The 13,155-nt window shown below is 71.4% G+C and carries 13 protein-coding genes; 8 read left to right on the forward strand and 5 right to left on the reverse strand.

Going from position 1 to position 13,155, the window contains the following annotated elements:
- Nucleotides 1-119: 119 nt before the first annotated feature.
- A complete protein-coding gene (locus ACZ7DY_RS33950) occupies nt 120-854 on the forward strand; it encodes a GNAT family N-acetyltransferase (RefSeq protein ID WP_471142399.1) in 735 nt (244 codons plus the stop codon).
- 16 nt (nt 855-870) lie between these two features.
- On the opposite strand, the gene ACZ7DY_RS33955 is transcribed toward ACZ7DY_RS33950, so the two are convergent.
- From ACZ7DY_RS33955 to ACZ7DY_RS33970, 4 genes are read right to left on the reverse strand one after another with little or no spacing between them, the layout of a single operon-like run.
- Nucleotides 871-1,338: a hypothetical protein gene (locus tag ACZ7DY_RS33955; RefSeq protein WP_471142401.1), complete on the reverse strand. Its 468-nt coding sequence runs from the start codon at nt 1,336-1,338 to the stop codon at nt 871-873.
- Between the two features lie 47 nt (nt 1,339-1,385).
- A complete protein-coding gene (locus ACZ7DY_RS33960) occupies nt 1,386-2,282 on the reverse strand; it encodes a DUF72 domain-containing protein (protein ID WP_471142404.1) in 897 nt (298 codons plus the stop codon).
- Between the two features lie 22 nt (nt 2,283-2,304).
- Nucleotides 2,305-2,985 carry a glycerophosphodiester phosphodiesterase gene (locus ACZ7DY_RS33965; protein WP_471142405.1) on the reverse strand — a complete coding sequence of 227 codons (681 nt, stop codon included), beginning with the start codon at nt 2,983-2,985 and terminating at the stop codon, nt 2,305-2,307.
- A 24-nt stretch (nt 2,986-3,009) separates the two neighbouring features.
- Nucleotides 3,010-4,074: an adenosine deaminase gene (locus ACZ7DY_RS33970; RefSeq protein ID WP_471142406.1), complete on the reverse strand. Its 1,065-nt coding sequence runs from the start codon at nt 4,072-4,074 to the stop codon at nt 3,010-3,012.
- Between the two features lie 123 nt (nt 4,075-4,197).
- Between ACZ7DY_RS33970 and ACZ7DY_RS33975 the strand changes: the two genes are divergently transcribed.
- The gene (locus ACZ7DY_RS33975; RefSeq protein WP_471142409.1) at nt 4,198-4,935 is read left to right on the forward strand and encodes a DUF4190 domain-containing protein; all 738 of its coding nucleotides are present in this window, start codon (nt 4,198-4,200) and stop codon (nt 4,933-4,935) included.
- Here the strand turns inward: ACZ7DY_RS33975 and ACZ7DY_RS33980 are convergent.
- Nucleotides 4,932-5,516, reverse strand: coding sequence for an NADAR family protein (locus tag ACZ7DY_RS33980; RefSeq protein ID WP_471142410.1), 585 nt, complete (start codon nt 5,514-5,516; stop codon nt 4,932-4,934). The two genes, ACZ7DY_RS33975 and ACZ7DY_RS33980, sit on opposite strands and share 4 nt — an antisense overlap.
- Nucleotides 5,517-5,723: 207 nt before the next feature.
- Here ACZ7DY_RS33980 and ACZ7DY_RS33985 point away from each other — a divergent pair, with 207 nt between their 5' ends.
- From ACZ7DY_RS33985 to ACZ7DY_RS34010, 6 genes are all read left to right on the forward strand, one after another.
- On the forward strand, nt 5,724-7,226 hold the full coding sequence (locus ACZ7DY_RS33985) for a gamma-aminobutyraldehyde dehydrogenase (RefSeq protein ID WP_471142411.1): 1,503 nt from the start codon (nt 5,724-5,726) through the stop codon (nt 7,224-7,226).
- 69 nt (nt 7,227-7,295) lie between these two features.
- Nucleotides 7,296-8,546 carry a polyamine ABC transporter substrate-binding protein gene (locus ACZ7DY_RS33990; protein WP_471142413.1) on the forward strand — a complete coding sequence of 417 codons (1,251 nt, stop codon included), beginning with the start codon at nt 7,296-7,298 and terminating at the stop codon, nt 8,544-8,546.
- 113 nt (nt 8,547-8,659) lie between these two features.
- The gene (locus tag ACZ7DY_RS33995) at nt 8,660-9,826 is read left to right on the forward strand and encodes an ABC transporter ATP-binding protein (RefSeq protein WP_471142415.1); all 1,167 of its coding nucleotides are present in this window, start codon (nt 8,660-8,662) and stop codon (nt 9,824-9,826) included.
- Nucleotides 9,823-10,761, forward strand: a complete 939-nt coding sequence (locus ACZ7DY_RS34000) for an ABC transporter permease (protein WP_471142417.1) — start codon at nt 9,823-9,825, stop codon at nt 10,759-10,761. Before ACZ7DY_RS33995 ends, ACZ7DY_RS34000 begins: the two co-directional genes overlap by 4 nt.
- Complete coding sequence (locus tag ACZ7DY_RS34005; protein ID WP_471142419.1) at nt 10,761-11,564, forward strand: ABC transporter permease; 804 nt, start codon at nt 10,761-10,763, stop codon at nt 11,562-11,564. The genes ACZ7DY_RS34000 and ACZ7DY_RS34005 overlap by 1 nt, the downstream gene beginning before the upstream one ends.
- Nucleotides 11,565-11,614: 50 nt before the next feature.
- Nucleotides 11,615-13,033 carry an NAD(P)/FAD-dependent oxidoreductase gene (locus tag ACZ7DY_RS34010; protein ID WP_471142421.1) on the forward strand — a complete coding sequence of 473 codons (1,419 nt, stop codon included), beginning with the start codon at nt 11,615-11,617 and terminating at the stop codon, nt 13,031-13,033.
- The last annotated feature ends 122 nt before the right edge of the window (nt 13,034-13,155 follow it).

Genomic DNA, 13,155 nt, shown 5'->3' on the forward strand with positions numbered 1-13,155 from the left:
GGGCGAGCTGTACGGGGGCGGGGAGCGCGTGGTCCCCGGGGGCCGTGGGGGCCCTGGTCCGGCCCCTTTAGACTGCGGCTACCCGGGGCGTCGATCGTTCGGCCGCCTTGGGCGACCGGATGACCGGACGACCCGAGAGGCGCAGCACGATGGAGGACCGCGACGTCGTCGCGCTCGACGACCCGGTGGGCGCGTCGCTGCGCGGCGCCCATGCGCATCTGGGCCGCCGGGTGGGGCAGGCCGCCACCTATCTGCCGGAGGTCGCGACCTTCTCCTCGGTGCCCGCCGACGCGGGCCCGGCTCAGTGGGCCGATCTCGCCCGGCTGCTCGGTCCCGACGCGTTCGCCGACATGTTCAGCTGCCCGGCCCTGCCGCCGTCGGACTGGGAGCCGGTCTTCGTCCTGGAGGGCCGGCAGATGATCTGGCCGGGCACCGGGCGGCCCGGTGCGCCGGATGCCGGGGCCGACGCCGGCGTGGTCGAGCTGGGCGCGGACGACGTGCCCGAGATGCTGGCCCTCGTCGAGACGACCCGGCCGGGACCGTTCTGGCCGCGTACCCATGAACTCGGCACCTATCTCGGCATCCGCGAGCAGGGCGACCTGGTGGCGATGGTCGGCGAACGGCTCCGCCCGCCGGGGTGGACGGAGATCAGCGCGGTCTGCACCGCCCCCCGGGCGCGGGGCAAGGGCCACGCCGCCCGGCTGGTGGGCGCGCTCGTCGCGCGCGTCGTGGCGCGGGGCGAGCGTCCCTTCCTGCACGTGGCCGAGGCCAACACCGGCGCCATCGCCCTCTACGAGCGGCTCGGCTTCAAGACCCGGAAACCGGTGACGTTCCGCGGGTTCCGCACTCCGTGACGGGCGCGCGGGCGGCTCAGCGTCGGCGGCGCACGGCCCGCCACGCCTCCCCGGCCGCGTACGCGATCCCGAGCCGCCAGGCCGCCGGCTTGGCCCGCACCCTCGACACGACCGCACGCCACTTGAACCAGAGCGGCAGCTCCCGAAACGGTACGAAGGTGAGCGTGTCGTCGACGGCGGTCTCCGCGTAGCCCCGGTGGCCCGCCGCGCGCAGCGCCGCGTACAGCTCAGGGGTGAGCCGGCCGTTGAGCCGTGCCGCGGTGCCCGCCGCGGTGTGGGCGAAGCAGCGCTGGTGGTGGTCCGGCAGCCGCATCGCCCTGAGGATGCGGGGCGCGGCCTCCTCCAACGGGCAGTTGAAGGCCAGCCCGATCGCGGCGGAGCCCAGGAGGTGGACCCGGCCGCTTTCGTGCGCGGCGTCCCACTCGGCCGGGTCGTCGAAACGCAGCAAGCTCGCGTCGCCGTCCCAGTCCCACCCGGATGTCACGACCTGTCTTCCTCTCTCGGCCCGTGGAAGGGCGCCGCGCCCGGCGGTCAGGTGGAGGTGGAGCGGGTCCCCAGGGAGACGCGCCCGGCGATGTCCGTCTCGACCAGGCGGGCCATCGTCTCCGCCGCCCGGACGGACGCGTCCCCGCAGCAGTTGTTGAACAGTACGTGGACCTCGTCCGCGTGCGCCGCCATGTGACGTATGCGCGGCAGCCACTGGGCGAGTTCCGCCTCCGAGTAACTGTGCCGGAACTTGTCCTCCTTGGAGCCGGTGCCCCACGCCTCGCTGCGGCCGTGGAAGCGGATCACCGCGTGCCGCCGTACGGTGACGGGCGCCACCGGGGGCAGGGAGTGGCGCAGGCCCTGCGGTGTGTCGACCGCCACCGCCGCCAGGTCCAGCTCCGACAGGAGCGCGGCGGTCCGGTCCCGCTGCTCCTCGCCCCACCAGTCCGCGTGCCGGAACTCCACGGCCACCGGCCACCCCGCGGCGCGCCGCGCGCACTCCACGAGCGTGTTCTCCGACCTGCCGCCCGGCGCGAACCAGGGCGGGAACTGGAAGAGCAGGGTGCCCAACCGGTCGGCCGCGCGCAGCGGTTCGAGCGCCGTCAGGAAGCGCCGCCACACGGCGTCGACGAGTCCGGGACCGGCCGCCCGGCCGCGCAGGTCGGCCGGGAGGACGCTCTGCCGGGTGGGATGCCCGGTCAGCATCGAGAACGCCTTCACGTCGAAACGGAAGCCGTCCGGGGTGCGCTCAGCCCACTGCAGGCAGGTGCGCTCCGCCGGGAGCGCGTAGTACGTCGAGTCGACCTCGACGACGGGGAAGCGCCCCGCGTAGTGGCGCAGCCGCCCCTCGGCGTCCCTGAGGCCCCGCGGATACCAGCCGCTGGCCAGCAGCGCGCGGTCCGTCCACGAACAGGTCCCCACCAGAATCTCGCTCTCGCTCATCCGGCCCGGGTACCCCGAAGAGTCAGGACGTGCGCAACGACCTCAGGACGTCGACGCGGTTGGTGGTGATCGCATCCACGCCCGCGTCGATCAGGCGGCGCATCGAACGGCGGGTGTCCGGGGTCCAGGCCGAGACGAGCAGGCCCTGGCGGTGCACCCGGAAGACCAGGTCCCGGTCGACCAGCGGGAAACGGTAGTTGAGCCAGCGCGGCTTCACCGCGTCGAGCAGGACGGGACGGGGCGGCGCGAGCGTCGTCCAGGTCAGCGCGATCTCGGCGGCCGGATCGGCCTCGCGCACGGCGAGCATCGACTCCCCGCCCGCGCAGTAGTACACGCGGTCGGCCGCGCCGCACTCGGCGACGGCGCCGACCACGGTGCGGACCGCGTCGTGCGTCGCACCCGGCAGATCGATCATGAGCCGGTGCCCCTCGGTGGCCGCGAGCGCCGCCTCCAGGGTCGGTACGCCGCCCTCCGTGAGGCCGTCGACCTCGGCGGCGGACAGGACGGCGAGCGGCCGCTCGTACCCCCACAGCCGTTTGAGCGTCGCGTCGTGCAGTAGGACGGGCACGCCGTCGCCGGTCAGACGGACGTCGACCTCCACCGCGTCCGCGCCCAGAGCGAGCGCGGAGCGCAGGGACGGGATCGTGTTCTCACGGACGCGGTAGGGGTCGCCTCGGTGGGCCACAGCAGTCACGGTGCGCATGGGCCCATTGTGGTGCCGCGGTACTTACGGGGCGAGCCACGTATCCGTGTACGTGTCGATCTCGGCGGCGATCCGCGCCTTGCCCGCCGGGTCCAGGAAGGAGGCCTCGACCGCGTTCTTGGCGAGGTCGGCGATGCCGCGCTCGTCGAGGCCGAGGAGTCGGGCCGCCACGGCGTACTCGGTGTTCAGGTCGGTGCCGAACATGGGCGGGTCGTCCGAGTTGATGGTGACGACGAGGCCGGCCTCGACGAACTGCTTGAGCGGGTGCTCGTCGAGCGTACGGACCGCGCGGGTCGCGATGTTCGAGGTCGGGCAGACCTCCAGCGGGATGCGGTGCTCGGCGAGGTGGGCGAGGAGCCGGGGGTCCTGGGCGGACGTGGTGCCGTGGCCGATGCGCTCGGCCCGCAGGTGGGTGAGGGCGTCCCAGACGGTCTCGGGTCCCGTTGTCTCGCCGGCGTGCGGGACGGAGTGCAGGCCGGCGGCGATGGCCCGGTCGAAGTAGGGCTTGAACTGCGGGCGCGGCACGCCGATCTCGGGCCCGCCGAGGCCGAAGGAGACCAGCCCCTCGGGGCGCAGCCCGTCGGTGACGGCGAGCCGGAGCGTCTCCTCCGCCGAGACGAGACCGGCCTCCCCGGGGATGTCGAAGCACCAGCGCAGCACGGTGCCGAACTCGCTCTCGGCCGCCTTGCGGGCGTCCTCGATGGCGTCCATGAAGGCGCGGTCGTCGATGCCGCGGCGGACGGAGGAGTACGGGGTGATGGTCAGCTCGGCGTAGCGGACGTTCTGCCGTGCCATGTCGCGGGCCACCTCGTAGGTGAGCAGGCGCACGTCGTCCGGGGTGCGGATCAGGTCGACGACGGAGAGGTAGACCTGGATGAAGTGCGCGAAGTCCGTGAACGTGAAGTAGTCGGCGAGCGCCTCGGGGTCGGTGGGCACCGCGGAGTCGGGGTGCCGGGCGGCGAGCTCGGAGACGATCCGGGGGGAGGCCGAGCCGACGTGGTGCACGTGCAGTTCCGCCTTGGGCAGTCCGGCGATGAACGCGTGCTGGTCTCTGTCCGGTGCGGCTGCGGTCTGCTGGTGCTCGGTCACGGTTTCCTCCCCAGGAACGGGCTTGATCGGCTGATCGGTGGGTCGGGCTCATCGTAGGCGGCGCCCGGCACGGGCCAAGCGGGGGCCGTAGCATGACGGAACGTACGAAAGAGGTGACCCGTGATGTCCGCCAAGTCGGAGGATGACGCCGTGCCCGGGACGGGTGGCGCGGGGGCGCCCGGGGCGCCGGAGGAGCGGGAAGAGCCGGGGGAGCGGGACCCCTGGGCGCCGCCGGGCGAGGATGCGGGGGCGGTCGGCTCCGCGAGCGCGGCGGGGGCCGCCGGAGAGCGGGGGAGCCGGGCACCGTCCGGTGGGTTCGCGCCGCCGTACGGGGCTCCCGTGCCGCCCGGTGCGCCGCAGGGCGGCGATCCGCAGGCCGGCAATCCCTTCGTGGCGCCGGGCGAGCCGGTGCCGCCGCCCCCGGTCTCCCCGGACGGCCCCGGGCAGCCGCCGTACGGATACCCGGGATACCCGGCGTACCCGGGCGGTGCGGGCGGTCCGGGCGCGCCCGGCTACGGCTGGCCCGCCATGCCGATGGCGCCCGCCAACGGCATGGGCGTGACCGCGCTCGTCCTCGGGATCATCGCCGCGGTCGGCTTCTGCCTGTGGCCGCTCGCGATCGTCCTCGGCATCCTCGCGGTGATCTTCGGCGCGGTGGGGCGCGCGAAGGCACGGCGCGGCGAGGCGACCAACGGGGGCCAGGCGCTCGCGGGGATCATCTGCGGGGCGGCCGGCATCGTGCTGGGTGTGGCGTTCCTGGTGCTCCTGCTGGTGGTGCCGGACGACTGGGCCGATGAGGGAGCGGACGCCGGGCGCTCCGGCGGGCACGCCGTCTCCGCGGAGGTGCTCGCGCGGCGTTAGCCGGCCGTGGGCTCGGCCAGCAGGGACCGCGCCTCCATGAGGGCGAACCCGAGCAGATTCGGGCCCCGCCACTTCGCCGGGTCCTGCGCCCGCGGGTCGTCCGCCGCGAGCCCCACGCCCCACACGCGGTCCAGGGGGCTCGCCTCGACCAGGACGCGGGGGGCCGTCCCCGTCAGGAAGGCCCTCAGCGCGGGGTCCGAGGCGAATTTGTGGACGCTGCCCTCGACCACGATCTCGTACCGCTCGCGGGACCAGAGCGCCTCGTCGAAGCCGCGCACGAGCCGGCCCGCCTTCTTCGCCTCGGCGGGGGTCCGGGCGGTCAGGGCCGCCCGCTCCGCGTCCGGGTCCCCGAAGAGGCGGGCCTTGGCCGCCATCATCCAGTGCTCCGCCGTCGCGTACGCCACGCCGTCCACGGTGAAGGGCGCGGGCCACCACTGGCTGAGGCAGCTCGGCCCCAGGGAGCCGTCCCGGCGGGGGGTGTGGCCCCAGAAATACAGGTACTTCACTCTCTCGCCCGCCCGCACGGCGCTGACCAGCGCCTCCACCGAGCGGATGGGGCGGTTCGAGTCGATCTCCGTCATGCACGCGAGTCTGGCACGCGCCACGGACATTCCGTCCTTGGTTTTTCGGGATGACTCGACACGTGGTCGACAGATTCCGTCGCGTAACCAAAAGGCAACAACGGAATCACTTGTTGGGCCACCGGCCCTCTGTCAGGATCGGCACTCAAATCGATCTGGAGCTACGCCGACCCCCGCGGGACGGGGAGGGCGGCGGAGGAGAGCGTCATGCACAACTTCCAGGCGCGGGACCACTTCGCGGACGGCGCGCAGTACATCGCCGGGCGGCTGACCAAGGGGACCTCCGGCAGCACCCATGCCGTCGTCGACCCCGCCACGGGCGAGGCGGTCCACACGTACGAGCTCGCCGGAAGAGACGACGTGGACGCCGCCGTCGCCGCGGCCGCCGAGGCGTTCCCCGGCTGGGCGGGCGCCACCCCCGGCGAGCGCTCCGACGCCCTGCACCGCTTCGCGGGCGTCCTCGCCGAGCGCGCCGAGGAGTTCGCGCAGGCGGAGTCGGTGCAGTGCGGCAAGCCGATCAAGCTGAGCCGGGAGTTCGACGTCCCCGGCACCGTCGACAACGCCGCCTTCTTCGCGGGCGCGGCCCGCCACCTCCAGGGCCAGTCGGCCGGCGAGTACACCGGGGACCACACCTCGTACGTACGGCGCGAGCCGATCGGTGTCGTCGGCTCCATCGCGCCCTGGAACTACCCACTCCAGATGGCCGCCTGGAAGGTGCTCCCCGCCATCGCGGCGGGCAACACCATCGTCCTCAAGCCCGCCGAGCTGACCCCCTTCACCTCGCTGCTCTTCGCGCAGGCCGCCACCGAGGCCGGCATCCCGGACGGCGTGGTCAACATCGTCACGGGCGCGGGCAAGGACGCCGGCGAGCACCTGGTGGGCCACCCCGACGTCGCCATGACCTCCTTCACCGGGTCCACCGGCGTCGGCAAGCGCGTCGCCGAGATCGCCACCGCCACCGTCAAGCGGCTGCACCTCGAACTCGGCGGCAAGGCGCCCTTCGTGGTCTTCGACGACGCCGACCTCGAGGCCGCCGTACACGGCGCGGTCGCGGGCGCGCTCATCAACTCCGGGCAGGACTGCACGGCCGCCACGCGCGCGTACGTCCAGCGTCCCCTCTACGACGCCTTCGTGCAGGGCGTCGCCGACCTCATGGAGAGCGTGCGGCTCGGCGACCCGTTCGACCCGAGCACCGACATGGGGCCGCTCATCTCGCACGCGCACCGCGACCGGGTCGCCGGCTTCGTCGAGCGGGCCCGCTCCTACGCACGCGTGGTCACCGGCGGCGCGGCGCTCGACCACCCCGGCGCGTACTACAAGCCCACCCTCATCGCCGACGCCGCGCAGGACAGCGAGGTCGTGCAGTCCGAGATCTTCGGGCCGGTCCTCGTGGTGCTGCCCTTCGACTCCGACGACGAGGGCATCCGGCTGGCCAACGACACCCCGTACGGCCTCGCCGCCTCCGCCTGGAGCCGCGACGTCTTCCGGGCCAACCGCGCGACCCGCGAGATCAAGGCCGGGTGCGTATGGGTGAACGACCACATCCCGATCCTCAGCGAGATGCCGCACGGCGGCTACAAGGCCTCGGGCTACGGAAAGGATATGTCCGCGTACTCGTTTGAGGAGTACACGCAGGTCAAGCACGTCATGTTCGACAACACCGCAGTGGTCCGCAAGGACTGGCACCGCACGATTTTCGGGGACCGATAGCCAACAGGCCGCAGGGCCGCAGGCCGCACGACCAGCGGCCGCCTTCCTCCCGAAAGGGCAACCACGCGCATGGAGCAGTACGAGCCCGACCTCCTGTCCCCGGCCCAATTGGCCGCCATGCACCGCAGTCTGCGCAACGGCAGGGGATCCCTGACCCGCCGTTCGCTGCTGCGCGCCTCCGCGGGCGGCGCCTTCGCCGTCGGCGGTCTCGGCACCCTGAGCGCCTGCGGGATCCCCGCGGCGGGCAAGGAACAGGGCGAGGTCTCCTCCGACGACCACTCGGCCACGGAGAAGCGGATCGCCTTCTCCAACTGGACCGAGTACATGGACGTCGACGAGAAGGACGAGAGCCGGCGGCCCACCCTGGACGCGTTCACGAAGCGCACCGGGATCCAGGTCAAGTACACCGAGGACATCAACGACAACGTCGAGTTCTTCGGGAAGATCAAGCCGCAGCTCGCCGCAGGACAGGAGACCGGACGCGACCTCATCTGCGTCACGGACTGGCTCGCCGCCCGGCTGATCCGCTTCGGCTGGGTCCAGAGACTGGACCCGGCCAACCTGCCGCACGCGTACACCAATCTCTCGGCCCAGTTCCGCAACCCCGACTGGGACCCCGGCCGGGCGTACTCGTATCCCTGGACCGGCATCTCCACCGTCATCGCCTACAACAAGAAGGCGACCGGCGGGAAGAAGGTCACCTCGGTCTCCCAGCTGCTCGACGACCCGAAGCTGAAGGGCCGCGTCGGATTCCTCTCCGAGATGCGCGACTCCGTCGGCATGACCCTCATCGACATGGGCAAGAACCCCGAGGACTTCACCGACGACGACTTCGACGCGGCCATCGCCCGCCTCCAGAAGGCCGTCGACAAGAAGCAGATCCGCCGCTTCACCGGCAACGACTACACCTCGGACCTCGCCAAGGGCGACATGGCCGCCTGCCTCGGCTGGGCCGGCGACATCGTGCAGCTGAAGGCCGACAACCCCGAGGTCGACTTCTTCATCCCCGAGCAGGGCTACATCACGTCCTCGGACAACCTCCTGGTCCCGAACAAGGCCCGGCACAAGAAGAACGCCGAACGCCTCATCGACTACTACTACGAGCCGGAGCCCGCGGCCCGCCTCGCGGCGTACATCAACTACGTCTGCCCCGTCGACGGGGTGCGGGACGCGCTCGCGAAGATCGACGAGGACGCGGCGTCGAATCCGCTGATCATCCCCGACAAGGAGATGAAGGAGAAGTCACGGGCGTTCCGGTCGCTCACGCCCAAGGAAGAGACGGCGTACGAAGAGAAGTTCGCAAAGCTCACGGGGACGTAGGCGGCTGCGCTTCGGCGTGAATGCGTCCGCGGCTCTCCTGTGGTTGCTCGCGCAGTTCCCCGCGCCCCTGAAGGGGCGCCTCCTGTCCCCCCCGACTTCTCCTGGACCTCACCATGACCACTGCTCAAGAACACGGCGGCGACGTCCGCCTCACCGGGATCAGCAAGACGTACGGCTCCTTCACCGCCGTGCACCCGCTCGACCTCACCGTGCCGCAGGGCTCCTTCTTCGCGCTGCTCGGCGCCTCGGGCTGCGGCAAGACCACCACGCTCCGCATGATCGCGGGCCTGGAGGAGCCGAGCACCGGGACGGTCCGCCTCGGCGACCAGGACGTGACGGCCCTGCCGCCGTACAAGCGGCCCGTGAACACCGTCTTCCAGTCGTACGCGCTCTTCCCGCACCTGGACATCTTCGAGAACGTCGCCTTCGGCCTGCGCCGGCGCGGCATCAAATCGGTGAAGGGCAAGGTCGGCGAGATGCTCGACCTGGTCCAGCTCGGCGAGCAGGCCCGCAAGAAGCCGCACCAGCTCTCCGGCGGCCAGCAGCAGCGCGTCGCCGTCGCCCGCGCCCTCATCAACCACCCCAAGGTGCTCCTCCTCGACGAGCCGCTCGGCGCCCTCGACCTGAAGCTGCGCCGCCAGATGCAGCTGGAGCTCAAGCGCATCCAGACCGAGGTCGGCATCACCTTCGTGCACGTCACGCACGACCAGGAGGAGGCCATGACGATGGCCGACACCGTGGCCGTGATGAACGGCGGCCGGGTCGAACAGCTCGGCGCCCCCGCCGACCTCTACGAGAACCCGCGCACCACCTTCGTCGCCAACTTCCTCGGCACCTCGAACTTCATCGAGGCCGAGATCCAGACCGGCGCCGCGTCCGGCGGCGACCTGGTCGTCAAGGCGGGCGACTGCAAGCTGACGCTGCCCGCCGCCCGGTGCAGCGGCCCCACCGCCACCGGCGGCAAGGTCCTGGTCGGTGTCCGCCCCGAGAAGATCTCCCTCACGCACGCCGACGACGCGGGGCAGATTCCCGAGGGCCGCAACCGCATCACGGGCCGCATCGCCGACAGCAGTTTCATCGGCGTCTCCACGCAGTACGTCGTCCGCAGTCCCGTCTGTCCCTCCTTCGAGGTGTACGCGCAGAACATCGAGCGCGACGGCAGGCTCACCCCCGGCGCCGAGGTCGTCCTGCACTGGAACCCGGCGCACACCTTCGGCCTGGACGCCGCACAGGACGCCGAGGCGGGCGTCGAGAAGGTCGAGGAGGACGTCTCCGCATGACCACCGTGACCGACGCGCCACCCCCGGCGCCCGCGACCGAACCGGCGGACGCCGCCCCGCGCAAGCCCCGCAAACGCGGCCGCCTCGTCCCCTACTGGCTGCTGCTCCCCGGCATCCTCTGGCTGATCGTCTTCTTCGCGCTGCCGCTGGTCTACCAGGCGTCGACCTCCGTACAGACCGGCTCCCTCGAAGAGGGCTTCAAGGTCACCTGGCACTTCGCCACGTACTGGGACGCGGCCACCGACTACTGGCCGCAGTTCCTGCGCTCGGTGCTGTACGCGGGCGCCGCGACGATCCTGTGCCTGCTGCTCGGCTACCCGCTCGCCTACCTCATCGCGTTCCGGGCGGGGCGCTGGCGCAACGTCATCCTCGTCCTGGTGATCGCGCCCTTCTTCACCAGCTTCCTCATCCGCACGCTGGCGTGGAAGACGATCCTCGCGGACGGCGGGCCCGTCGTGGGCGCCCTCGACTCCCTGCACGTCCTGGACGTCACCGGCTGGCTCGGCGTCACCTCGGGCGACCGGGTCCTCGCCACGCCCCTCGCGGTGATCTGCGGCCTCACGTACAACTTCCTGCCGTTCATGATCCTGCCGCTCTACACCTCGCTGGAGCGCATCGACGGACGGCTGCACGAGGCCGCGGGCGACCTGTACGCCACACCGGCCACGACCTTCCGCAAGGTGACGTTCCCGCTCTCCATGCCGGGCGTCGTCTCCGGCACCCTGCTCACCTTCATCCCGGCGGCGGGCGACTACGTCAACGCGGACCTCCTCGGCTCCACCGACACCCGCATGGTCGGTAACGTCATCCAGACGCAGTTCCTGCGCATCCTGGACTACCCGACGGCCGCGGCGCTCTCCTTCATCCTCATGGCCGCCATCCTCTTCATGGTGACCTTCTACATCCGCAAGTCAGGGACGGAGGATCTCGTCTGATGGCCGCTTTCTTCCGCTGGCTGCGACGCAATGTCATCGTCATCGCGGGCCTGTTGTCGCTCGCGTATTTGCTGCTTCCCAACGTCGTCGTGACGGTGTTCTCCTTCAACAAACCGAAGGGGCGCTTCAATTACTCCTGGCAGGAATTCTCGCTCGACGCGTGGCGGGATCCGTGCGGCGTCGCCGACATGTGCGGGTCGCTGTCGCTGAGCCTGCAGATCGCCGTCTGGGCGACGATCGGCGCGACCGTGCTCGGCACGATGATCGCCTTCGCGCTCGTGCGCTACCGCTTCCGGGCGCGCGGCGCGGTCAACTCGCTGATCTTCCTGCCGATGGCGATGCCCGAGGTCGTCATGGCCGCCTCGCTGCTCACGCTCTTCCTCAACATGGGCGCGCAGCTGGGCTTCTGGACGGTCCTCATCGCCCACATCATGTTCTGCCTCAGCTTCGTGGTGACCGCCGTCAAGGCGCGCGTCATGTCGATGGACCCGCGCCTGGAACAGGCCGCGCAGGACCTCTACGCGGGACCCGTGCAGACGTTCCTGAGGGTCACGCTGCCGATCGCCGCGCCCGGCATCGCGGCGGGCGCGCTGCTCGCCTTCGCGCTCTCCTTCGACGATTTCATCATCACGAATTTCAACGCGGGCTCGACCGTGACGTTCCCCATGTTCGTCTGGGGATCGGCGCAGCGGGGCACGCCCGTTCAGATCAATGTGATCGGTACGGCGATGTTCCTCGTCGCCGTCATTCTCGTGCTCGCCGGAATGCTCTTCGGCAAGCGACGCAACAAACAGGCGCAGTGACGTTCCCACGTTCCCGACTGACGCCCTGACCTCTCGAAGGAGTGGAAATCATGGCCCCAAGCGCCATGACCCGTTGGACCTCCTCCCTTTCCGACGCCCGGCCGGTCTCGTACTGGCTGGACGACCCCGGCAGGCCCTCGCCCGAGCCGGCCCTCACCGGCGACGACCGGTGCGACCTGCTGGTGGTCGGCGGCGGCTACAGCGGACTGTGGACCGCGCTCATCGCCAAGGAGCGCGACCCGCGGCGTGACGTCGTCCTCGTCGAGGGCCGCGAGGCGGGCTGGGCCGCCTCCGGCCGCAACGGCGGCTTCTGCGCCGCCTCCCTCACCCACGGCATCGGCAACGGCCTCGCCCGCTGGCCCGGCGAGATCGGGAAGCTGGAGGAGCTCGGCGCCCGCAACCTCGACGAGATCGAGGCGGCCGTCAAGCGCTACTCCATCGACTGCGACTTCGAGCGCACCGGCGAGATCGACGTCGCCACCGCACCGCACCAGCTGGCCGAACTCCGCGAGATGTACGAGGAGATGGCCCGGCACGGGCTGGCGGGCGGCAGCGAACTGCTCGACGCGGACGCGCTGCGCGAGCAGGTCGACTCGCCGACCTTCCTCGGCGGCCTCTGGGACCGCGACGGCGTCGCCATGCTGAACCCGGCGAAGCTGGCGTGGGGCCTGAAGCGGGCCTGCCTGGCCAAGGGCGTACGCGTCTACGAGCACACGCCCGCCCTCCAACTGGCCTCCGCCGGGGCGGGCATGGCGATCCGCACCCCCTATGGGCGCGTCTTCGCCGGCCAGGTCGCGCTCGCCACCAACATCTTCCCCTCGCTGGTCAGGCGGTTGCGCGCGTACACCGTGCCGGTCTACGACTACGCGCTGATGACCGAGCCGCTCACCGACGAGCAGCTCGCCTCGATCGGCTGGAAGAACCGCCAGGGACTCGGCGACAGCGCCAACCAGTTCCACTACTTCCGGCTCTCCGCCGACAACCGCATCCTGTGGGGCGGGTACGACGCGATCTATCCGTTCGGCGGCAAGGTGCGCGCCGAGTACGACGACCGCCCCGAGACGTACGCCAAGCTCACCGGGCACTTCTTCACCTGCTTCCCGCAGCTTGAGGGGGTGCGCTTCACGCACGCGTGGGGCGGCGCGATCGACACCTGCTCGCGCTTCTCGGCGTTCTTCGGCACCGCCCACAAGGGCCGGGTCGCCTACGCGGCGGGCTATACGGGGCTCGGCGTCGGGGCCACCCGGTTCGGCGCCGACGTCATGCTCGACCTGCTCTCCGGCGAGCGGACGGAGCGCACGAGCCTGGAGATGGTCCGCACGAAGCCGCTGCCATTCCCGCCGGAGCCGTTCGCGTGGACCGGCGTCGCGCTGACCAAGTGGTCGCTCGCCCGCTCCGATGCCAACGGCGGCAGGCGCAACCTCTGGCTCAAGACGATGGACAAGCTGGGCCTCGGCTTCGACAGCTGACCGGACGACGGGCCGGTGAGCGGGGTGTGATCTACCGGCGCACGCCTCGCCCGTCCCCCGCGCCCCCTCACCACCAACCGGCGGCCCGAACCCGCGTAATGCTCCGCCCCGAGACCTCTCTC

This window comes from Streptomyces sp. NPDC037013 (assembly GCF_055607265.1).

Excerpts from the sequence above, each read along its gene's own strand:
- ACZ7DY_RS34000 (WP_471142417.1), top strand. The coding sequence starts at position 9,823 with ATGACCACCGTGACCGACGCGCCACCCCCGGCGCCCGCGACCGAACCG.
- ACZ7DY_RS33950 (WP_471142399.1), top strand. The coding sequence starts at position 120 with ATGACCGGACGACCCGAGAGGCGCAGCACGATGGAGGACCGCGACGTC.
- ACZ7DY_RS34005 (WP_471142419.1), top strand. The coding sequence starts at position 10,761 with ATGGCCGCTTTCTTCCGCTGGCTGCGACGCAATGTCATCGTCATCGCG.
- ACZ7DY_RS33990 (WP_471142413.1), top strand. The coding sequence starts at position 7,296 with ATGGAGCAGTACGAGCCCGACCTCCTGTCCCCGGCCCAATTGGCCGCC.
- ACZ7DY_RS33980 (WP_471142410.1), bottom strand. The coding sequence starts at position 5,516 with ATGACGGAGATCGACTCGAACCGCCCCATCCGCTCGGTGGAGGCGCTG.
- ACZ7DY_RS33985 (WP_471142411.1), top strand. The coding sequence starts at position 5,724 with ATGCACAACTTCCAGGCGCGGGACCACTTCGCGGACGGCGCGCAGTAC.
- ACZ7DY_RS34010 (WP_471142421.1), top strand. The coding sequence starts at position 11,615 with ATGGCCCCAAGCGCCATGACCCGTTGGACCTCCTCCCTTTCCGACGCC.
- ACZ7DY_RS33975 (WP_471142409.1), top strand. The coding sequence starts at position 4,198 with ATGTCCGCCAAGTCGGAGGATGACGCCGTGCCCGGGACGGGTGGCGCG.
- ACZ7DY_RS33960 (WP_471142404.1), bottom strand. The coding sequence starts at position 2,282 with ATGAGCGAGAGCGAGATTCTGGTGGGGACCTGTTCGTGGACGGACCGC.
- ACZ7DY_RS33995 (WP_471142415.1), top strand. The coding sequence starts at position 8,660 with ATGACCACTGCTCAAGAACACGGCGGCGACGTCCGCCTCACCGGGATC.
- ACZ7DY_RS33965 (WP_471142405.1), bottom strand. The coding sequence starts at position 2,985 with ATGCGCACCGTGACTGCTGTGGCCCACCGAGGCGACCCCTACCGCGTC.